Origin of the sequence: Streptomyces sp. NRRL S-1813 (assembly GCF_000719605.1) — a bacterium.
Lineage (GTDB): Bacteria > Actinomycetota > Actinomycetes > Streptomycetales > Streptomycetaceae > Streptomyces > Streptomyces decoyicus.
The window spans coordinates 19,731-39,353 of sequence record NZ_JOHB01000014.1; the positions used below are offsets into that span (position 1 = coordinate 19,731).

General features: G+C 73.3%; 20 protein-coding genes. 9 read left to right on the forward strand and 11 right to left on the reverse strand.

Going from position 1 to position 19,623, the window contains the following annotated elements:
• Positions 1 to 265 precede the first annotated feature (265 nt).
• On the forward strand, positions 266 to 1,819 hold the full coding sequence (locus IF67_RS0120925) for a serine/threonine-protein kinase (RefSeq protein WP_030987819.1): 1,554 nt from the start codon (positions 266 to 268) through the stop codon (positions 1,817 to 1,819).
• 33 nt (positions 1,820 to 1,852) lie between these two features.
• On the opposite strand, the gene IF67_RS0120930 is transcribed toward IF67_RS0120925, so the two are convergent.
• On the reverse strand, positions 1,853 to 2,377 hold the full coding sequence (locus tag IF67_RS0120930; protein ID WP_030987820.1) for a DUF5994 family protein: 525 nt from the start codon (positions 2,375 to 2,377) through the stop codon (positions 1,853 to 1,855).
• A 258-nt stretch (positions 2,378 to 2,635) separates the two neighbouring features.
• On the opposite strand from IF67_RS0120930, the gene IF67_RS0120935 reads away from it, so the two are divergent.
• Both IF67_RS0120935 and IF67_RS0120940 read left to right on the forward strand, forming a co-directional pair.
• The gene (locus tag IF67_RS0120935) at positions 2,636 to 2,917 is read left to right on the forward strand and encodes a hypothetical protein (protein ID WP_030987821.1); all 282 of its coding nucleotides are present in this window, start codon (positions 2,636 to 2,638) and stop codon (positions 2,915 to 2,917) included.
• A gap of 51 nt (positions 2,918 to 2,968) precedes the next feature.
• Positions 2,969 to 3,238 (forward strand): hypothetical protein, encoded by a 270-nt coding sequence (locus IF67_RS0120940; protein ID WP_030987822.1) that lies wholly within the window; start codon positions 2,969 to 2,971, stop codon positions 3,236 to 3,238.
• Here the strand turns inward: IF67_RS0120940 and IF67_RS0120945 are convergent.
• The 3 genes from IF67_RS0120945 to IF67_RS0120955 all read right to left on the reverse strand — a co-directional run bounded on the left by IF67_RS0120945 (position 3,196) and on the right by IF67_RS0120955 (position 6,428).
• A complete protein-coding gene (locus IF67_RS0120945) occupies positions 3,196 to 4,524 on the reverse strand; it encodes a glycosyltransferase 87 family protein (RefSeq protein WP_078889543.1) in 1,329 nt (442 codons plus the stop codon). The genes IF67_RS0120940 and IF67_RS0120945 overlap by 43 nt on opposite strands.
• Positions 4,521 to 5,240 carry a class I SAM-dependent methyltransferase gene (locus IF67_RS40390; RefSeq protein ID WP_051818368.1) on the reverse strand — a complete coding sequence of 240 codons (720 nt, stop codon included), beginning with the start codon at positions 5,238 to 5,240 and terminating at the stop codon, positions 4,521 to 4,523. The genes IF67_RS0120945 and IF67_RS40390 overlap by 4 nt, the downstream gene beginning before the upstream one ends.
• A gap of 69 nt (positions 5,241 to 5,309) precedes the next feature.
• The gene (locus tag IF67_RS0120955; protein WP_030987826.1) at positions 5,310 to 6,428 is read right to left on the reverse strand and encodes a glycosyltransferase family 4 protein; all 1,119 of its coding nucleotides are present in this window, start codon (positions 6,426 to 6,428) and stop codon (positions 5,310 to 5,312) included.
• A 74-nt stretch (positions 6,429 to 6,502) separates the two neighbouring features.
• Here IF67_RS0120955 and IF67_RS0120960 point away from each other — a divergent pair, with 74 nt between their 5' ends.
• On the forward strand, positions 6,503 to 7,327 hold the full coding sequence (locus IF67_RS0120960) for a PIG-L deacetylase family protein (RefSeq protein WP_037839643.1): 825 nt from the start codon (positions 6,503 to 6,505) through the stop codon (positions 7,325 to 7,327).
• A gap of 53 nt (positions 7,328 to 7,380) precedes the next feature.
• Positions 7,381 to 8,400 (forward strand): lysylphosphatidylglycerol synthase transmembrane domain-containing protein, encoded by a 1,020-nt coding sequence (locus IF67_RS0120965; RefSeq protein WP_158713132.1) that lies wholly within the window; start codon positions 7,381 to 7,383, stop codon positions 8,398 to 8,400.
• Here IF67_RS0120965 and mptB read toward each other — a convergent pair.
• From mptB to IF67_RS0120985, 4 genes are all read right to left on the reverse strand, one after another.
• Positions 8,333 to 9,790: a polyprenol phosphomannose-dependent alpha 1,6 mannosyltransferase MptB gene (gene mptB, locus IF67_RS0120970; RefSeq protein ID WP_158713133.1), complete on the reverse strand. Its 1,458-nt coding sequence runs from the start codon at positions 9,788 to 9,790 to the stop codon at positions 8,333 to 8,335. The two genes, IF67_RS0120965 and mptB, sit on opposite strands and share 68 nt — an antisense overlap.
• Positions 9,791 to 9,919: 129 nt before the next feature.
• Positions 9,920 to 11,425 carry an alpha/beta hydrolase gene (locus tag IF67_RS0120975; RefSeq protein WP_030987835.1) on the reverse strand — a complete coding sequence of 502 codons (1,506 nt, stop codon included), beginning with the start codon at positions 11,423 to 11,425 and terminating at the stop codon, positions 9,920 to 9,922.
• A 163-nt stretch (positions 11,426 to 11,588) separates the two neighbouring features.
• Entirely contained in the window at positions 11,589 to 12,329 is a 741-nt protein-coding gene (locus IF67_RS0120980) for a PP2C family protein-serine/threonine phosphatase (RefSeq protein WP_030987836.1), read from the reverse strand.
• Positions 12,330 to 12,517: 188 nt separating this feature from the next.
• Entirely contained in the window at positions 12,518 to 13,648 is a 1,131-nt protein-coding gene (locus tag IF67_RS0120985) for a site-2 protease family protein (protein WP_030987839.1), read from the reverse strand.
• Between the two features lie 187 nt (positions 13,649 to 13,835).
• On the opposite strand from IF67_RS0120985, the gene IF67_RS0120990 reads away from it, so the two are divergent.
• Together IF67_RS0120990 and IF67_RS0120995 are read left to right on the forward strand one after the other, a co-directional pair.
• Positions 13,836 to 14,123, forward strand: a complete 288-nt coding sequence (locus IF67_RS0120990) for a hypothetical protein (RefSeq protein WP_030987841.1) — start codon at positions 13,836 to 13,838, stop codon at positions 14,121 to 14,123.
• A 314-nt stretch (positions 14,124 to 14,437) separates the two neighbouring features.
• Positions 14,438 to 14,800: a hypothetical protein gene (locus IF67_RS0120995; protein WP_051818375.1), complete on the forward strand. Its 363-nt coding sequence runs from the start codon at positions 14,438 to 14,440 to the stop codon at positions 14,798 to 14,800.
• 226 nt (positions 14,801 to 15,026) lie between these two features.
• Here the strand turns inward: IF67_RS0120995 and IF67_RS0121000 are convergent, their stop codons facing one another.
• The 3 genes from IF67_RS0121000 to IF67_RS43800 all read right to left on the reverse strand — a co-directional run bounded on the left by IF67_RS0121000 (position 15,027) and on the right by IF67_RS43800 (position 17,335).
• Positions 15,027 to 15,398 (reverse strand): hypothetical protein, encoded by a 372-nt coding sequence (locus IF67_RS0121000; RefSeq protein WP_234341214.1) that lies wholly within the window; start codon positions 15,396 to 15,398, stop codon positions 15,027 to 15,029.
• A 217-nt stretch (positions 15,399 to 15,615) separates the two neighbouring features.
• On the reverse strand, positions 15,616 to 16,269 hold the full coding sequence (locus IF67_RS0121005; RefSeq protein WP_030987848.1) for a transglycosylase family protein: 654 nt from the start codon (positions 16,267 to 16,269) through the stop codon (positions 15,616 to 15,618).
• 301 nt (positions 16,270 to 16,570) lie between these two features.
• The gene (locus IF67_RS43800) at positions 16,571 to 17,335 is read right to left on the reverse strand and encodes a hypothetical protein (protein WP_158713134.1); all 765 of its coding nucleotides are present in this window, start codon (positions 17,333 to 17,335) and stop codon (positions 16,571 to 16,573) included.
• A 360-nt stretch (positions 17,336 to 17,695) separates the two neighbouring features.
• Between IF67_RS43800 and IF67_RS0121020 the strand changes: the two genes are divergently transcribed.
• Both IF67_RS0121020 and IF67_RS0121025 read left to right on the forward strand, forming a co-directional pair.
• The gene (locus IF67_RS0121020) at positions 17,696 to 18,844 is read left to right on the forward strand and encodes a sensor histidine kinase (protein ID WP_158713135.1); all 1,149 of its coding nucleotides are present in this window, start codon (positions 17,696 to 17,698) and stop codon (positions 18,842 to 18,844) included.
• Between the two features lie 83 nt (positions 18,845 to 18,927).
• Positions 18,928 to 19,608, forward strand: a complete 681-nt coding sequence (locus IF67_RS0121025) for a response regulator transcription factor (RefSeq protein ID WP_030987853.1) — start codon at positions 18,928 to 18,930, stop codon at positions 19,606 to 19,608.
• Positions 19,609 to 19,623 lie beyond the last annotated feature (15 nt).

Below are 19,623 nucleotides of genomic sequence, written 5' to 3' on the forward strand. Positions count from 1 at the left end.
GAGGCGGGGCCCTCTGCGGGTGGCTGCCGCCGTAGCTGCCGCCCTCTCCACGCTGCCCCACCGGCCGGTGTCCGGTCACGGCTCCGGTGCGGCCGGGCGAAGGGGGCGCGCCGCGGGGGCAGTTGCCCCGCCTGCCCCGGAGTCCGCCGGCACCCGGCCGCCACCGTGCCGGATCGAAGCGGAACTCCCCCCTCCGGGCGCTCGTCGGCACGGGCTATCGTGCTCCCGCAAGCTGTACGGCCGGGGCGAGGGAGGCGATCACACGGTGTCCGATCTGGGGCGGCTGATAGCCGGCCGGTACCGGCTCGTGGAGCGGGTGGGCCGCGGCGGCATGGGCACGGTCTGGCGGGCCGAGGACGAACTGCTCGGCCGCCATGTCGCCGTGAAGAAGCTGTTCGTTCCGCCGCACCTGAACGACGACGAGGTCCACACGCTCTACGAGCGCACCCGCCGCGAGGCCCGCAGCGCCGCCCGGATCACCCATCCGCACGTGATCGTGGTGCACGACGTCGTCGACGACGAGGGTCTGCCGTGCATCGTCATGGAGTACATCCCCTCGGACACACTGGGCGACGTCCTCAAGCGGCAGGGCGCGCTGGCGCCGGAGGAAGCGGCCCGGATCGGCTGCGGCATGGCCGCCGCGCTGCGCGCCGCGCACGACGCCGGAGTGCTGCACCGGGACGTCAAGCCCGGCAATGTGCTGCTCGGCAACGACGGACGCATCGTCCTCACCGACTTCGGCATCGCCGTCCAGTCCGGTACGCCCTCACTGACCAGGACCGGCGAACTGGTCGGGTCCATCCAGTACCTGGCGCCCGAACGCCTCCGCAGCAACATCGCCGAGCCCGGCCCCGCCAGCGACCTGTGGTCCCTCGGGGCGACGCTGTACCAAGCGGTCGAGGGCCGGCCACCGTTCGGCCGGGACACCGCGATCGAGACGGCGTACGCCATCGCCGCCGAGGCGTACGAGGCCCCGCGCAACGCCGGCGAGCTGGCCCCGGTGATCGAGAGTCTGCTCCGGAAGGAACCCGGGCAGCGCATGGACGCCCACGAGGCCGAACGCCTCCTGGGCCGGGCCGCCGGAGCAACGACTGCCAGGCAGCACCGCCCGGGCGACACCTCCGGCACACGGACCGCGCTCGACGACCCGGCCACGCAGCCGCAGCGCACCGCCGTCAGCGAAGCGCCCACGCGCGGGGGCAGCCGCAGGCGCCGCACGGTGCTGTGGTGCGCCTCGGCGGTGGCGGCCGCCGCCTCGGTGACCGGCGGCGCGCTGCTGTGGCCCTGGGGCGGCGCCGAGGCGACGGACAAGGGCCCCTCGGACACCGCCTCGGCCGGCCGTCCTGCGCACCACAGCCCATCCCCGCTTCCCCCGCTCCCCGCTGGCTACCACCTCCAGAAGGAGGGCGACGGCTTCTCCCTCCCCGTCCGGGACGGCTGGACGCGCGAGGATCCGCCCGGCGGTGAGGTCGCCTACGTGGACCCGTCCGAGCTGGTGGGCCTGCGGATCAACATCGTCGGATTCGCGGGCTCCGATCCGCTCCGGCACTGGCGGGAGACCGAAGAGGCCCAGACGCGCCGGGACAACCCGGGCTACGAGCGGGTGCGGATGGACGCCACGGCCTTCCGCGGACGGCCCGCGGGGTACTGGGAGTTCACCTTCGACGGCAAGAAGCGGAAGTACCGGGCGGTGGAGCTGGCGTTCAGCGGCGACGACGGCACCCAGTACGTGATCTACCTTTCCGCGCCGGACGCGCAGTGGAACACCTACCGGCCGGTCTTCGACACCGCCGTCAAGGGAATCCGCCTCGGCGCCTGAGGCTCCCGCACCCGCACCCGACGACCCGGGCCGTCAGGCCGAACCGCTGGGTTCCCGGCCGGTTCGCGGGCCTGCCGCGGGGCTCGGGCCCGGCGGACCGCTGCCGGTGTCGATGAGGATCTGTCCGGCCCGGACGACGTTGTCGGCCTGCACGGCCCTGGTCATGGCGGCGTGTGCCGCCTCGGCCGTTGCGGTGGGCGGTACCACCAGCAGCGAGAAGTGGTCCTGGTCGCCGCGGGTGATGAGGATCGTGTCGTCGCCGACCGGGAAGGAGTCGATGTGCACGATCCGGTCGTCGATGACCAGACGTGTCGGGAGGTCTTCCCAGGCACTCGCGTCCAGGCCGACGCGTGCGACGGGGCCGAGATGCTCGGTCAATGCCGTGATCAGACCGGGCAGCTCGGCACCGATGTCGCGGGAACGCGGCCACCACGCACCGTCGAGAACACCCTCGCGGGACCGCGTCGTCTCCAGCCTCACGAGCGCGGTACCGGGTCTCACCTCATGGATCGCTTCCGGCAGCAGCTTGGGGAGGTCGGGGGTGTCGGAGTCGGCCATGGTGTGCTCGCCCGTCCGCGGTTCGGTACGTCCGCTGATTGCCCGCGACGACGCCGGCGCGACCGCCGACGTGCAAAGCCTCGCTGGCTTCACGGTACTCCGCGGGCAGGCGCCGGGGTCCGCCCGCGGCACCGGCCACGGTCGCGTGGACCGGAACAATCGCTGGTCACGGCCGAGCTCGGGGACCTCGGGCGGAGTAGGGTGAAGAGGCCGTGAGACCTTCGCCACTTGCGGTCCAGTGAGGGCATGGAGGTCGGCATGAAATCCGAAGCTGCCAAGGAACCTGTGGAGCCCATGCCCGCGGGCGGGCAGGCCGAGGTGCGTATCGTCGCCGCCTCCCCCGAGACCGCCCGGCAGGTCGCGGAGACGCTCCGCCGCAGCTTCGCCACCACCGAACAGCGCAGCTACCCCGCCGGCGGCGACGGCGGCACCCGCCTCCACCTCACCGTCGACACCGCGCACCCGGCCCGGCCGGCGCGGTCCTGGCTGGCGTCGGGCCGGTCGTCCGGAGGCAACGGGCCGCAGGCCGACGAGGTCTGAGGCGGCACGGAGCGGCGGCGGCACGGCTCCGAGCACGAGAGGGCGGCAGTCATGGCAACACTGCGCGAGCGCAAGACCTACCGCGACCACGTCATGAAGGCCCTGTACGAGGCCACCGAGGGCAACCGCCTGCTGGGCGTCACCGGTGCGAGGCTGCATGACGACCTCGGGATCGATGCCCAGGATCTGGCGGCCGCCTGCACCTATCTGGTGGGCGAGGGCCTGATCACGGTCGACTGGGTGGCGGGCAACACCCCCGCCATGGTCACGCTGACCCATCAGGGCATCCGGCTGATGGAGGCCGAGGAGGAGCGTGGCTGACAGGAGGTCCACGGCCGGTGCGTTCCCTGCCCCGCGGCGGGCAGCAGCAGCGCGATGAGGGTGAGCACCGCGCAGACGGGATAGCTCCAGCCGAGCGCGGCGAGGTACCAGGGGCGCCCGAATTCCCAGATGTCCGCCTGGGCCAGCGCCAGCCAGTGGATGAGATAGCCGGCGAGGGCCAGGCCCCAGGCGGTCAGGGCCGCGGTGTGGGCCCGGGTCCGGTGCGGGGTGTGGGTCAGCCACAGGACGGCCGCGACGGACCAGATCCAGTGATGGCACCACGAGATGGGGCTGATCAGAAGGCCCAGGAGCTGGACGGCGAGCAGCGCGCCGAGGCGATCGGTGCGGCGGGCCGTGCGCACCACGGCGGTCACCGCCAGCAGCGCTGCCGGGACGGCGCAGACCCACCACGGGGCGGACCAGCCGACGTCGTGGCCGAGCGTGCGGGACAGCGCCCCGCGCACCGACTGGTTGAGCACCGAGCCGACCGGACCGACCCGTGCGGCCTCGCCGACCGCGTGGAGCCAGAAGTCGGCGGCGGGCCGGGGCGCCGCCCACCATCCGGCCGCGACGGTGGCGGCGAACACCGCGCCCGACCACCACAGCGCCGACCAGCGCCGGTGCACCAGGAAGTAGAGGCCGGTGACGGCCGGGACCAGCTTCACCCCCGCGGCGAGGCCGGTGCCGAGCCCCGCCGCGGCCGCCGATCGCCGCTCGACCGCGAACGCCACGCACGCCGCCAGCAGCAGATTGATCTGCCCGAGCGCGAGCGTGACGGCGACCGGTTCGGTCCACAAAAGGGCGGCACTCCACAGCAGTACGCGCCGCCGGTGCCGCGCCGCCGGCCCGGCGGGGTCGGCCATCCGCAGACAGCAGTGGACCAGGACGCACAGCGCCAGGACCGAGGCCGCGGTCCACACCGCGCTCACCAGCGGCCACACCACCCACGACAGCGGGAGGAAGAGCAGCGCGGCGAAGGGCGGATAGGTGAACGGCAGCGGAAACAGGTCGGGGCCGGGCAGCCGCAGACGGAAGGCGTACAGATCGCCGCTGAGCAGGTGCGGGGCCGCGGTCCGGTAGACCCGCAGATCCACCATGCCCACGCGCAGACAGGCCGGGAGCCACACCAGCAGCAGCAGCACCGCGGCGGCGAGCAGCAGCACCGTGCCCGGACGGCGGGCCGTCGTGCGACGGACCGCCTCGATACGCCGTCGGCCGGGCCGGGTGTTCTCCGGTGCACCGCCGGCCGCCGGACCGCCGGCCGGGAAGCGCACCGTGGGGCTCATGCTTCCCGGCCCGGGGCCGGACCGGGACCCGCGTTCCGCAGCTCCTCGCCGCCGCCCGCGGCCGGGGCCTCGTAGACGCTGACGGCGAAGGGGCGGCCGGAGTCCGGTTCCACGTGCTCGGCCACGCGGCGGAACCCCGCGACGGCCTCGAAGTACGCACAGAACCTGCGGGACTCCGGCCAGGGGTGCACCAGGACCAGCAGACCGCCGGGCTCCACCGCCCGGGTCAGATGTGCGCAGGCCCGCCGCAGGTGGCGGTGCCGGCCCAGGTAGTACAGCAGCTCGGCGCAGAAGACGAGGTCGAACGGGTCCTCCGGTGGCGCGGTGAGGATGTTCAGCCGCGCGAACCGGGGGGCCGGGGTGCCGCCGGGCAGCGGCGTGTGGCCGGGCACCGGAGTGCGGGCTCGGGCGAGCGCGCGTTCCGAGATGTCCACGCCGGTGACCTCGGCGTGCGGAAATGCCTCCGCGAGGCGGTGGGTGAAGGTGCCCTCGCTGCACCCGACGTCCAGAATCCGCCGGTAGCGGCGCCGCGGGAGCTGCCGCAGGGTCGTCGCGTACTTGGACTGCTCGTAGTCGTCCACGGCCAGCCCCCACGGGTCCGGCCGCCGGTGCCACCAGTCGAAGTACCAGTGCAGGACCCGCCCCTGTCCGCGCAGGCCGAGGAGGGAGAGCGAGGCGAAGAGGATGCGGTGAGCGCGGTCGAGGACCCGGTGCATGAAAACCTTCCGGCCGTTGCGGTGGCCACTGTCCCGGGAGGCCGCCGGCGGATGCGGGATGACGATGCGTCAGCGGGCGACGTCGTCGTAGGCGTGGGCGAACGCTTCGGTGACCACGGGCCAGGTGCAGTGCACCGGCTCGGTCTCCCAGTTGTGTGCGGCCAGGGTGCTCCGGGCCCCCGGCGTACGGGCCAGCCAGAGCACCTCGTCGGCCAGGGCGAAGGCCGAGTGGCCGCACAACGCCCCCTCGCGGTTGTGCCGTACGAAGTCGGCGACGCCGGTGTGCGCACGGGCGAGGACCGGCAGTCCGCTGGTGCGCGCCTCCAGGGCCGCGATCCCGAAGGACTCCCGGCGGCAGGGATTGACGAACAGATCCGCTCCGGCCAGCAGCTCCCGCACCTCGCCGGGCTGGAGACGGCCGGCGAGGCGGATCCAGCTGTCCATCCCGTTGCGGCGCAGATAGCGCTGTATCGGCCCCGCGCTGGGTCCGGCGCCGGCGAACGTGGCGCGCAGCGCGGTGCCCCGGCGGGACATCCGCGCATGGGCGGAGTGCAGCGCGGCCAGCAGCTCCATCGGCTCCTTGCGCGGGACGAGCCGGCCGACGGCGACGACATGCACCCGCCCGTCCTGGCGCTCGGCCACCGCGCCGGGGCTGCGCCACCACGCCGCGTCGATGCCATTGGGAATGACCCGGGGGATGACGTCCGGAAGGGCCTGCCGGATGAGGCGGGCGGCCGGCCTGCTCACGGTCGTGACGGCCACCGGAGCGGTGGGGCCGTGTCCGGTCCGGCTCAGCAGCCGGTACAGGGCCCGCACCACCGGATCCCACATGCTGTGGACGGTGGCCACGGCGGGGATGCCCCGGCGCCGGGCGCAGGCCAGCGCGGCCCAGGCGAACGGGGAGGCCGCGCCCAGATGCACATGCACCACCCTCGGGTGACGGGTCGTCAACAGCCGGTCGATGGCGTGTCCCGCTCTGGGGTGAACGGGGAGATGTCCGGGCAGTCGCGCGCTGATCCTGTGCACGGGGTACGGCCACGAGGCCACCTCGGGCCCCGGCCCGGCGGGCGTCGCGGTGACGACCTCGGCGGCCTGGCCCGCCCGGTGCTGCGCGGCGGCCAGGGCGGCGACCTGGATTTCGATACCTCCCGTCCGCGGCGCAAAGCAGTCTGAAATGTGAAGGATCATGGCTGCACTTCCGAAATGGGGCGTGAAGTCCCCCAGTATGGGGTGGTAAAGCATGGTTCGTGAGACATACATGCTTGTTCTTCCACGCACATCCGGACGACGAGGCGCTGCTGACCGCCGGCACCATGGCGCGCCTGGCCGGTGCGGGACACCGTGTGGTGCTGGTGCTGGCCACGGCGGGCGAACGCGGCCTGGCGCCGCAGGACCTGCAAGGCCGCGGCCTCGGCACGGTGCGCCGCGAGGAGGCGCACGCCTCCGCCCGGATCCTGGGCTGCTCCCGGGTCGCCTTCCTCGGCTACACCGATTCCGGGCACTCGCCCGGCCCGGCCCCGGCGAGCAGCGGCACCCGGCCGTTCGCCGCGGCGGACGTCGAGGAGGCGGCCGCCCGGCTGGCCGGCCTGCTCACCGAGGAGCGCGCCGACCTGCTCACCGTCTATGACCCGGCCGGCGGCTACGGGCACCCCGACCACGTACAGGTCCACCGTGTCGGCTACCGCGCCGCCCGTATGGCGGGCACCCCGGTGGTGCTGGAGGCCACCGTCGACCGGACGCTCCTGCTGCGCGGACTGCGCGCGGCCTCCTGGGTCCACCGCTTCCCGCCGCAGTTCGACCGGGACTCCTTCCGGACGGCGTACGGCGCACGCTCCGAGATCACCCACCGGGTGCCGGTCAAACGGTACTGGCGGGCCAAGCGCGCCAGCCTGGCCGCGCACCTCAGCCAGGCCCGGGGCGGCGACTCCGAACGCACCCTGGCCGCGCTGGGCCGGCTGCCCGGACCCGCCTTCCGCCAGGTGATGGGGACCGAGTGGTACATCCAGCGAGGGCTCCCGGCCGGAACCCTCCACCGCGATCCACTGGCCACCCTCCCGAACGCCCGGGCCACGGCACCGAGCCGATGACCCGGCCCGCCGTGCGTCTGCCGAAGCCCCCTCTGCGGCTGCCGAAGCCCCCCGTGCGTCTGCCGAAATCCGCCCTGCGCCTGCTGGGCCTGCTCTCCTCCGCCGCCGGCCTCGTCCTGCTCGCCCTGGCCGTGCCGAGGGCGGCGGGAACGGACTGGGCCGCCGTCCGGTCCCACCTCGGGCACATCAGCGGCCCGCAGGTGGCGCTGATGTGCGGCCTGGCAGGTGCCGCACTGTGGAGCTACACCTACGTACTCAGCGCCGCGCTGCCCGGACTGACGCTGCGTCAGGCGCTGTGGATGAACTGCACCGGCAGCGCCGTCAGCAATCTGCTGCCGCTCGGCGGCGGCGCGGGGGTCGCGGTCACCTACGCCATGGCGCGTGGCTGGGGGCATCCGCCGCGAGCCGTGGCCGTGTGCGTCGCGCTCACCGGAGTGTGCAATGTGGCCGCACGGCTGGTCCTGTCGGCGGTGGGCGCGCTGCTGCTGGCGGGGACGCCCGTTCCGGGCATCGGCTGGGCGGCGGCCGCGGGCGGCGTGGTCCTCGTGCTGCCCGTGGCGGTGGCGGCCGTGTGGCCTGCCGTACGCCACCGCCGCCGGACGCCCGGGACCCACCGGCGGACCGCGCCGGCCGGAGCGCCGCGGCGGATCGTCCGGCGCGCCCGGCAGTCGGCGGCACGGCTGCGCGACGAGAGCCGGGACATCGTCCGCCGCTCCTGGGCGCGGTTGGTGTGCGGCATGTCCGCCACCCTCGGGGCACAGGGCGCGCTGTTCCTGGCCTGTCTGCATGCGACGGGCTCCCGTACGGGAACGGCGGAGGCGCTGGCGGTGTTCGCGGCCAGCCGGCTGCTGACCCAGATCGCCGTCACCCCCGGCGGGATCGGCGTCACCGAGTGCGCCGCCGCCGTCGCGCTGGTCGCCCTCGGCGGCGCCCCCACGGCCGTGGCCTCGGCGATGCTGCTGTTCGCCACCTTCACGCATCTGCTGGAGATTCCGCTGGGCGCGCTCACCGGGGCGCTTTGGCTGCTGCGCGCGGGACGACGGCGCCCCGCTCCCGCACCGGCCGCTCCTTAGGCGCCCACCGCGCCACCGCCGCCAACGCCACCGTCCCCCCGACCGCGGCGGCGATCCCGCTCGCCCAGGTGGGACCGTGCCCCGACGGCATCACCACCAGCATCAGGCCCACCATCGCCGCCTTGGCGCCGCCCTTCCCCAGCCGTCGCCAGGACACCGCCGCCAACGGCACCACCGCCCACAGCACGTACCACGGCTGCACCACCGGCGCGGAGGCCACCAGCACCAGCAGCGCCAGCCCCGTCGCCCGCTCGGCGCCCACCTCCGGGGCGCACCGCACCCAGTAGCCCACCGCGGCCAGCCCCACCAGCAGCCCGGCCAGCCGCGCGGCCGTCATCGCCCCGGCCGCCGTGCCCCACCCCAGCCCCTCGGCGAGCCACCCCAGCAGCCGGCCCGCGTCGGTGCTCAGGGACAGCAGGGTGCGCACTTCGGCGGGCGTACGGAGGGTCCACAGCCACCCCCACCCCTGGCCGCACACGGCCACCCCCGCCACCAGCGCGGCGACGGCCACCCCGGCGATCCCCGCCGCCTGCCGCACCCGCGGCCAGGCCCCGGCCCGCCCCGCCACGGCCACCGCCGCCGCGCACAGCAAGGCCACCCCGGCCGGCGCCTTCACGAGCACCGCGGCGGTCAGTACGACGGTCCCCACGGCCCAGCGCCCCCGGCGGAACGCCAGCAACCCGGCCGTCATCAGCCCGAGCATCAGCGCCTCGTTGTGCGCCCCGCCCACCAGATGCAGCAGCACCAAGGGGTTGAGCGCCCCGGCCCACAGCGCACCGGCCGCACCGGAGCCCGACGCGGCGGCCAGCCGGCGCAGGGCCCACACCATGAGGCCCAGACCGGCCAGCGCCACCAGCCGCAGCCCCACGGTCGCGGCCACCACATGGTGCTCGCCGGTGACCGCCACCACGGCCCGCGCGGCGGCGACGGACAGCGGTCCGTACGGGGCCGGGGTGTCGTGCCACATCCCGGGGACATTGGCCGCGAGCGGCCCGCCCAGTGCCGCCGGACCCAGCACGTACACATCGCGTCCGCGGCCCGCCAGCGCCCCCTGGGCGAGGTAGCTGTAGGCGTCGCTGCTGCCCAGCAACGGGCCCGGCACCAGCGGCAGCGCCCAGCACCACAGCGCCGTACACCACTCACGCCACCCGGCGGCCGTCCCGTCCGCGACGCGCGTGCCCAGCCGCCACCACGCGGTGATCAGCAGCACCAGCCCGGCGTACGACAGGGCGACGCCCAGGCACATGAGCGGCGTGCCGTGCCGCCCCCACAGCCCGTCCGGAACTCCCCCCGGCAGCGCACCGGATCCCCACCCGCCCGCGCCCAGCAGCACGGAGCCGAGCGTGCCCAGGAGCACCTCTCCCCGGACGGTGATCCCTGCCGCGCTCATCCGGCCAACCTAGACGCGGGCCGGGGCCGCACGACGCACACGAGCGGATATGTCGCCCGTCCGCGCTAAGGCCGTCCCCGGCGCCGGGCGCACGGGGAAGGCCGGCCCCGCCGCCGCCACGCGGCCGGCTCAGTCGGCGCAGTACGCGTCCTGCTGCGGGCGCCGGCCCGTCGTCAGGAAGGCGGTGACGGTGCGGTTGCCGCAGGCGTTGCCGTTGCCCAGGTAGGCGCCGTGACCGCCGTGCTCCAAGGTGACCAGACGGGCCCGGCCGCCCAGGGCCTGACGCATCTTCAGGGCGCCGGAGTACGGGGTGCCGGGGTCCCGGCGGTTCTGGATCATCAGGATGTTGGACGGTCCGTCGGCGGTGATCCGCGTGGGCTTCTGTGCCGGCGCGTCCTTCCAGAAGGCGCAGGCCGCCACGTTCGCCGGCATCCCTGCCGTGAGCGGATGCCGGGCGCGGTCGGCGGCCACCGCGCGCCGGTACGCGGGGACCGACGCCGGCCAGCGCACGTCGTTGCAGACGGTCGCCATCACGGTCGCCGCGTCCTCGTCCGGCAGCGGCCCGGCGAGGGCTTGGGGCAGCACCGGCCGGGCGGCCGGATCCTGGGCCTGCCGGACGAGCCGGGCGAGCTGGGGGAAGAAACCGTCGCTGTACAGCGCGTTCTGGAGCGCCTGGCGCAGCCGGTTGCCGGTCAGCGGGACGCCCTTCGTGCCGGACTCCTTCGGTACGCGGTCCAGCTTCGCCGCCAGCCGGAGGACCAACGGCCGGACGTCCTGGGGGCGTTCGGCCAGCCGCAGCCCCTCGTCCTCCCTGGCCGGGTCCGCCGCCCAGGCCGCGAAGTCGGGGAACCGCTCGTCCGCGCCCGCCGACATATTGGCCAGCCAGCCCCGCCCCACCCGCGACGGGTCGGGGTCACCGTTGCTGTCCAGCACCCAGCGGTCGGTGTGCTGCGGGTACTTCTGCGCATACACCGCCCCGACATACGTCCCGTACGAGCTGGCCCAGGCCGACAGCTTCGCCTCGCCCAGGGCCCGGCGCAGGCGCTCGATGTCGCGCACCTCGTTCGCGGTGGACAGGCTGCCCAGCACGGCACCGCCATGACGGCCGCACGCCGCGGCGATCCGCCGGGACCGGGCGACGTTCTCCGTGATGTCGCCGTCCGGCCCCGGCCACGACCGCAGGGTCACCAGATGCCGGTCGGCCGGGGCGAGTCCACAGCTCGCCTTCGTGCTGCCGCCCGTCCCCCGCGGATCGAAGCTGACGAGGTCGTACGCGCCGGCCATCTCCTTGCCCAGCGCCGCGCCCTTCGCCCCCAGCCAGGACACCCCGGGTCCCCCCGGCCCTCCGGGGATCAGCAGCAGCGTCCCCCGCCGCGCCCCGGGCCGCTCGCTGCGCACCCGGGACACGGCGAGTCCGAGCTGCGGCCCGTCCGGATCGCGGTAGTCGAGCGGTACGGGCAACGCGGCGCACTCCTGTCCGGCAAGGGCGGGCTCGTCGCACGCCCCCCAGGTGAGGGCGGGTCCTGTGGTGCCGGAGTCCTGGGCACGGGCCGCCGGGGAGACAGCGGCCAGGGTGCCGGCGACGGCTGCGGCGGAGAGGGCCAGCAGAAGGGTGCGGCGGGCGTAAGTCGTCATGATGCAAGGGTTGTTGAGCGAGGCACCGCGGCCCATCCGGCTGCCGGGACATCCGTGGTGGGGTTATCCCGAGGGGGTGCCGTCACGCGCCACGGGCCCGGTCCCGCCCGGGGACCGTTCCGGACCCGCCCGGCCCCGCGCCGTCGGCCCGGTCCCGCCCTCCCTACTCCCCGACGGTGAGCAGCGCCAGCGTGATGTTGTCGGGGCCGCCCGCCTCGATCGCCGACTTCCACAGCTCGAAGGCGGCCCGGCCGCCGGTGTGCAGCCGTAGCAGTTCGTCGAGCACGTCCTGCGGAACGGGATCGGTCAGACCGTCGGTGCACACCAGGTAGCGGTCGCCCACGGAGAGCGGCACGGTCGTGAGGTGCGGGGTGACGGCGCTGAACGTCACCGCGCCGCCGAGCGCCTGGGTGACGAGCGAGGTGGTGCGCCGCCCCGGCGACAGCGGCGGGCTGTCGTCCACGCTCACCTGGCGCAGACCGTCCGCGGCCGCGTCGAACACCCGGCTGTCACCGACGTTGAACACCAGCAGGGACTTCTCCTGCACGACCACGCCGGCGACCGTGGTGCCCATGGTGGTCAGCTCCGGGTCCCGTTCGGCGGCCGCGTACACCGCGTGGTTGCAGAGGTTCACGGCATCCCGGACGGCGTCCTCGCTGCCCAGTGAGGGACCGAGCGCGGCCAGTTGCCGGACGGTCAGCGCACTGGCCACCTCCCCGCCCGGCTGCCCCCCGATACCGTCGGCGGCCGCGACGACCAGCGGACTGCCGAGCGGGAACACCAGGGTCTGCGGGTTCTCGGTCACCGTGCCGCAGAGGGTCCAGGGGCCGGCCACCAGGCTGTCCTCGTTGTGCTCGCGGATCAGTCCGGTGTGGCTCAGGGCGGTCACGGTGAGGTACGGCATGGCTCGTGTCCGGCTCCGGTGCTGCGCTCCGGCAGGCCCTCGTCCCCCGTGGCGTGCCGTACCACCATTGTGACCACCGGCCGGCCCCGCGCGCCCGTTGAAGGCATCGACGGCGGACGGGCCGGCCGGTCGGCCGGACTCTGGCCGGTCAGCCGGACTCCTTGCCCGTCGGCCGGACTCACTGCCGCTCAGCCGGACTGCTTGCCACTCAGCGTGTTCCGCCGCATCAGCCGGCCGATGTCCTTCCCCGTGACGATCCCGACCAGATGCCCCGCGTCGACGACGAGGATGCGCGCGCCGGTGCGCAGGCTGACCCGGTCGAGCGCCTCGCTCAGCAGCTCGTCCGGAGCGGCGACCGCGCACTGGGACAGCGGCGTGGCCACCTCGCGCACCCGCACCGTCTCCCGGCCCGCGCCGGGGACCGCCGCGAGCCGGCGGATCTGCACCAGGCCGCTGGGACGACCGTCGAAGTCGAGCAGCGGCAGCGCGGAGTGGCGGGAGTGCACGGCCACCTCGTCGATGAAGCGCTGGACGGTCAGCCAGTCGGCGCCGCTCACCACCGGGCTGGACATCGCATCGGAGACCGGTACCCCGCGCAGCGCGGTGTGGAGGGCGGCACGGCGCCGCTCCGCCCCGGCGACGATCATGACGAAGAGACCGATGAAGACGATCCACAGCCCGCCCGGCGCCCCGCGGAGCACGGAGATCCAGCCGGCGGCCACCAGCAGCATCCCCATGATCTGACCGCCCCGCGAGGCCGCCAGATCCGCGCGGTCCCGGTCCCCGGTGCGCCACCACAGCACCGCCTGCACCACCCGCCCACCGTCCAACGGCACGGCGGGCAGCAGATTGAACACGCCCAGGAAGAGATTCGCCCAGCCCAGCCAGGCCAGGACGACGGAGGGCACCGCCCAGCCGGACAGCTCGTGCAGCCCGATCCCGGCCCCCAGCGCCACCCCACCGATGACCAGGCTGATGAGCGGCCCGCTGACGGCCACCGCGAAGGCCGCCGCCGCGGTCTGCGGCCGCCCCATCCGGGTCGTACCGCCCAGCGCCCACAGCGTCACGTCCTGGACCGAGATCTGCTTCCGCCGGGCGGTCGCGGCGTGCGCCGTCTCGTGCAGCAGCAGGCTGCCCATGAGCAGCGCGGCCCCGGCGACACCGGCGACGGCGTACACGGCGTCCGACCGGCCCGGCGTCCAGACCGGAAGGCCCTGGTGGCCGAGTCCGTACGCGAACAGGCCCACCAGCAGCGGCACGCTCCAGTGCAGGCGCAGCGGCACCCCGACCACATGTCCGACACGGACCGAGCCGTTCATCGGCGTCTCCTGGCAGGCCCGGCACCCGGTTCCTGCGGGCAGGCCTGGGCGGCCTGCACTCCGTGAACCGGCCGGTCCGGCGCCCACCACAATTGTCGCTCGCAAAACCTGCGCCGGCGGCAGGAAAAGACTGCTGGTCGTACGGGTGGCACGCTGGTCGTACGGACGGAACCGCCGGAGGTGCGTCATGGGACAGAGCCACCACTTCCACCTGGACCAGGGTGAGCACTCGATCACGGTCAATGTCGGGCCCGGCCGCTCCGGGGAGGTCGAGCTGCTGGTCGACGGCAAGGTCGTCGCGTACCAGAAGGAGCACAGCGCCGGCATGAACGTGCTGACCGGCGAACTCCCCGAAGAGCCCGCCCACCCCTTCCGGATCCTGCTGCGCCAGCCGCACCTCGTCCCCTCCATGCCCCGGTGCACGCTGGAGCTGGACGGTGTGGAGCAGCCCATGCCGGAACGGCTGGTGCTCTAGAGGCACTGGGGGCACTGGCGGCACTGGGGGCTCCAGGGGCTCTGGAGGCCCTGGGGGTCTCTCCTCTCGCCACGGCAGGCCGCCGGGGCCGGCCGGCGGGCCCGCGCGCGCTACTCCACCGCCACGGAAACCCTTGCGAGCTGTTGGGCCACCCGGCTGATTGTGGCCGCCGAGCGTTTTGCTTCCCGCGGGTTGAACGACGTTGCGGGCCGGCAACGGCAGCACGATACGTCTGGCATCAGTAGGTCGAAGAGGCGAGGAGCGACGTGAGAAGAATTGCGCAGGCAGGAACCATCGTCGGGACGTGTGGGCTGATGCTGCTCGGCAGCGGAGCGGCCCATGCGGTGACCCTGCCGGGCGAGTCCCTGCTCTCGGCGGCGGTGGGCGCGGACGTCGGCACGGTGGCCGGCATGGTCTCCGGGGTCATCTGCAACAACCGTCTCGCCGACTTCAACTACAAGTCACCGGTCTTCAAGTCGCCGCACCCCTGCATCAACGGGCCGGTACACAGCGGCAACAGCCTGAACAGCGGAAACTTCCTCAACCACGGAAACCCGAACAACAGCGGCAACATCGCCAACACCAACGGGTCCACCAACAGCGCCAACTCGGTCAGCGGCGCTTCGTCGAACAGCAGCAACAACATTCAGCGCATCCTCGGAGGCCTCCTCCACTGACCCGGATATGGCCTCCTGATACGGCTACGGCCCACGGCCTCTTCGCGAGCCGTCCCGCGATCGCCCGGCGCACTCCGCCGGGCGATCGCCGTTTCCGGCCCGAAGACCCCGAAGACCCCGATGAACCCCCCGGGCCACCGGAAACGACCGGGCCCCGGCCCCCGAACGAGCCGGGGCCGGGGCCGGAAGGGCCGGACAGACCGGAAAAGGCCGGATCAGCGTCGGGTCACAGCCGCTGCTTGTCGTGGCGGCCGACGTTCTGGAGGTGGTTCCGGGTCCTCGACTCGACGCCATGCGTCTCGTCGTGCGAGTTGGTGTTTCCGTTGATGTTGGTCGGGCTGCCGCTGTCGTTGTTGTTGCCCCGCAGGTAGACGTTCTGCGAGTTCTGGAGGTTTCCGCTGTTCAGCGGTCCGTTGACGCAGACCCTGGCCCGGCGCGGGCAGTGGAGCCCGGTGCGGATCTGGGCGATGGTGTCGCTGTCCCACACGCTGTCACCGCCCCCGCCCCACGGCCCGCCCCACGCCTGGGCGGGCGACATCCCACCAGCGGCCAGGAGCAGGCCGCAAGCTCCTGCGATCACAAAATTGACGCGTGCCATGTTCTTCACTGTGTGCTCCTGCACCTCGCGGTTTGGGGTACCCCGCGGTCTTGCTACCGGGCCGTGCCCCATCCACCAAGCCTGAGCAACGGCCCGTCCCGCTCATTCACTCTGACCGATCAGTGGATTCACCGTGACGGCTCTTTTCGCGACCACGGCAACGGGCTCCGCCGGCGGCGTGGACGCACCGCCCCGCGCCGCGGCCGAGGTGCCGTCCTCACGTCCGAAGCCGCAGCCGCTGTCCCGGGTAGATGTGGTCCGGTCCTTGGTCGAGTGCGTCCTTGTTCGCCTCGTACAGGGCCTTGGTGCCGCCCGGGGCGTGGGTGCGCTCGGCGATGACGGAGAGGCAGTCGCCGGGCCGGACGACATAGGTGCGGGCGGCGGCGCCGGCGGTGGAGGTGCGGCCGCGCGTGGTGGAGGCCTGTTGCGGGTCGGGGGCGGCCGACGGGGACTGCCGGGCGGCCGTGGCGGAGCTGTCGCCGGAGCCGCTCGCGGAGCCGGCGGAGCCGCTCGTGGCCGTGCGGGCGCAGTTGGGCCAGGCGGACAGGCCGCGGTCCCGGACGATGCGCTTGCCGACGGCGATCTGCTCGGCGCGGGTGGCGAGGTCGGCACGGGGGGCGTAGCGGTGGCCTCCGTAGGCGCGCCAGGTGGCGAGGTCGATCTGGAGACCGCCGTGGTAGCCGTTGCCGGTGTTGATGTGCCAGCGGCCGTTGCTCTCGCAGGCGGCGATGCGCTCCCAGTCGGGCCCCGGCGATGCTGCGCCCGGCCCGGCGGCCGCGGCGCTCGGGCCGGGCGGGCCGACGACGCTCAGGAGGACCAGCAGCACGGACAGCAGCGTTTCGACGGACCGTTTGGCGAGGGGCGACGGCATCACGGGAATCCTCCGCTGTGCTCCGGCAGCGCCGTGACGGAGTACTCGCCACGACCGGTGGGCACGCACCAACTAACCCGGCAATATGGTTTTCGGCATGCCTGGGGAGCGCGACATGCGCGTGTTTCACCCGGGTGGGTGCAGGGCGAGACGCCTCGCCTCTCATGGCCCAAAAGGCCCCGTGGCCGTGCGATTGCGCCGCTATTTCCGGTGCCGCCGCCCTATGTCAAGATCCGAATTCCAGCCAGCCGAAGCAATTGCGGACCGGTGCGCTTGTCACCGCCCCTGTGGAAACGGGCATCTACGTGACCGAATAGGCGAAAGACGGGGTGAGTGCAAGGGGTTCCGGGGTGGCGACGGCGAACTCGTAGGAGGGGGAGAACGTGAAGTTCCTTACGAAGACGGGCACTTCGAAGCCATAGGGCCCGGGGACGGTGACCGTGCCGCGGTCGGCGGGGAAACCGGCCTCGATGCGTTCGGGCGCGAGGGACAGGCCACGGCCGACGGCCTGGAGGGCGGCGTCCTTGCGGACCCAGAAACGGGTGACGAGGCGCTCCCGCTCGGCGGCCGGGCAGCGCGCCGCGGTGCGTGATTCATGGGCGGTCAGCACCTCGTACGGGGTGTGCGGCGGGGACGTTTCGGGGCGGACGGATTCCACCGAGAAGCCCATCTGGCGGGCGTCGTCGCCGCAGGCCACGACCAGCAGGCCGCGGGTGCCGTACAGCTGCCAGTGGGTGGCGGCGGCCATCGCGGCGCTCACCCGGTCGGGAAGCCGGCCCAGCAGCCGGCTGCGGGACGTGCCGTCGAGCGTGGCTCTGGAGTGGCCGTTGAGCCGCCGGCAGTCGTCGGGGGACAGCCCCGTTCCGGATCCGCCGGCGGGGGTGGATCCTAAGGGGACGACGAATATGGGGACGGGCGTGGACAGGACGTCCGGGTGATCGTGAGCAGTTGCGGGCGCAGCGGCCAGCGGCCCCCGGCGAGCCTGGCCGGGATGCTGCCGGTGGTCAGGAACCCCCTGGACAAGGGGCTCCGGACAGAGTTCGAGAAGAGCGGCGTTCGTTTCCACGTACTTTCCGTCCTCCACAGTTGAGCGGTGCCGAGGCCGTACTGGGTGAGTCACGGCCCGTCATGCGATGGGTCTCCCCCTTTTTCGCCTACATCGATCGATACAGACAGCCCAAGGTTTGCAGATCCTCCGGAGCCTTCGAGTCATCCCTCTTGCTGATGTACGGCTACATACTTCGATGTACGAGGGAGAGACCCAAATTCGGGCGCCAGGGCCAGGAAAACGGGCAACGCACCGAAGTACTGTCCTCATGTGTGGTTACGTCTTTTCACAAGTACGCACGCGCGCCGCCGCCCCATACCGCTCCGTGACATCAGATTGGCAGTCGGTTTCTTTGCCGGCTGCCTGATCCTGTATGTCGTGGGCGGCCCACGGGTCATGGGGGGCGATATCCCCGCCTGGCAGGCCGTCCTGCCGGTGCTCGTGCTGTGTGCCGCGACCGCCCTGCGCAGCACCCTGCCGCCGGCCGCGGTCGCCGTCGGCACCCTCACCGTCACCGTGGAGACGACCTCCAGCGGCGGCCTGGGCCCCCTCCTGGTCTATACGGACCTGCTCTATGCGGCAGCGCTGTACGGAGCCCCGTGGCTGTGCCGGGTGCTTCAGGTCGGGACCATCGCGGCCACCCTCGCCACCACCGTCTTCCTCGTCCTCACCGGCGACCGCTCGGAGGGGGTGACGACCGGTGTCATCGTCGCGCTGCTGCTCATCTCCCCCGTATGGACCGGGGTGTTGATCCGCAACCACAAGGAGCGGGCCGATGCCGAGCGGCAGCGAGCCGCGCAGATCAACCGGCTGGCAGAGCTGGACCGCAAGACCGTGCTCCAGACCGAGCGCACCCGTATGGCCCGTGAGCTGCACGATCTGGTGGCCAACCACCTCAGCGCCATCGCCATCCACTCCAGCGCCGTGCTCTCCCTGACCGAGGCGAAAGGAGGGAAGGACGGGGCGGCCGAGGAGGATCCGGTGCTGCGGGCGCTCGCGGTGATACGCGAGAACAGTGTGCAAGGACTGGCCGAAATGCGGCGGATGGTGGTGCTGTTGCGGTCCGACCGGGGGGTGGACGACGACTGGGACCGGCCACAGTTGAACGCGCTGGGGGCACTGGTCGATCAGGCCCGTCCGGCCGCCGACGCGGCGGCGCTGACCCTGCACACCGAATTCCCCGAGAGCTTTCCCGAGGTGTCCTCGGTGATCGAGGTGACGGCGTACCGCATCGTGCAGGAGGCGCTGACCAACGTCCTCAAGCATGCCTCGGCGGGGCGGGTGCGGATCCGCTGCGAGGCCGGCGCCGAGCAGCTGACCATCTCGGTCGACAGCCCGCTGACCCGCCCCGACGGCCGGGCCCGGCAGCGCCCCGTGGCGCAGCTGACCACCGGAGCGGGCGCCGGGCTCGCCGGGATGTCCGAACGGGCCGCCCTGGTCGGCGGCATCTTCGACGCGGGACCCGACCGCACCGCCCCCGGGCGCTGGCGGGTGCGGGCCGTGCTCCCGCTGACCCAGAACTCCTGACGAGAAAGGTGGCGCAGCCAGTGGAGGACTTAGTGACGGACGAGCGGAGGGGCGGGCCGGCGGGTGCGCCGGCCCAGGCTCCGGTGGACAGGCCCGAGGGCATACGGGTGCTGGTGGCCGATGACCAGGCCGCCGTACGGTCCGGGCTGGTCCTGGTGTTGCAGACCGACCCGGGCATCACGGTGGTCGGTGAGGCCGGTGACGGTGCCACGGCGGTCCGGATGGCCGCCGAACTGCGGCCCGATGTCGTACTGATGGACGTGCAGATGCCGCAGCTCAACGGGGTCGCCGCGACCCGCAGGATCGTGGAGCGCGGGCTCGCGGAGGTGCTGGTGCTGACCACCTTCGACCTCAACGAGTACATCTTCGGGGCGCTGCGGGCCGGCGCCGGCGGCTTCATCCTCAAGAACGCGGAACCGGCCGTACTGGTCAGCGCGGTACGGGAGGTGGCGTACGGGGACGGGTTCCTCACCCCGGCCATCGCCCGGCGCCTGATCACCGAGTTCGCCGGCCGGCCGCCGGCGACCGGCCCCACGCTGCCGGACGGCGCCACACAGGCCCTCGACACCCTCACCAAAAGGGAGTTGGAGGTGCTGGCCTGTATCGCCCGCGGGCTGCCCAACAGCGCCATCGCCGAGACCCTCAACCTCGCGGAGGGCACCGTGAAGACGCACACCAGCCGCATTCTGTCGAAGCTGCATCTGCGCAGCCGGGTGCAGGCCGCGATTCTGGCGCAGCAGCACGGGATCTCCCTGCAGGGCTGAAGGGGGCCGGACGCG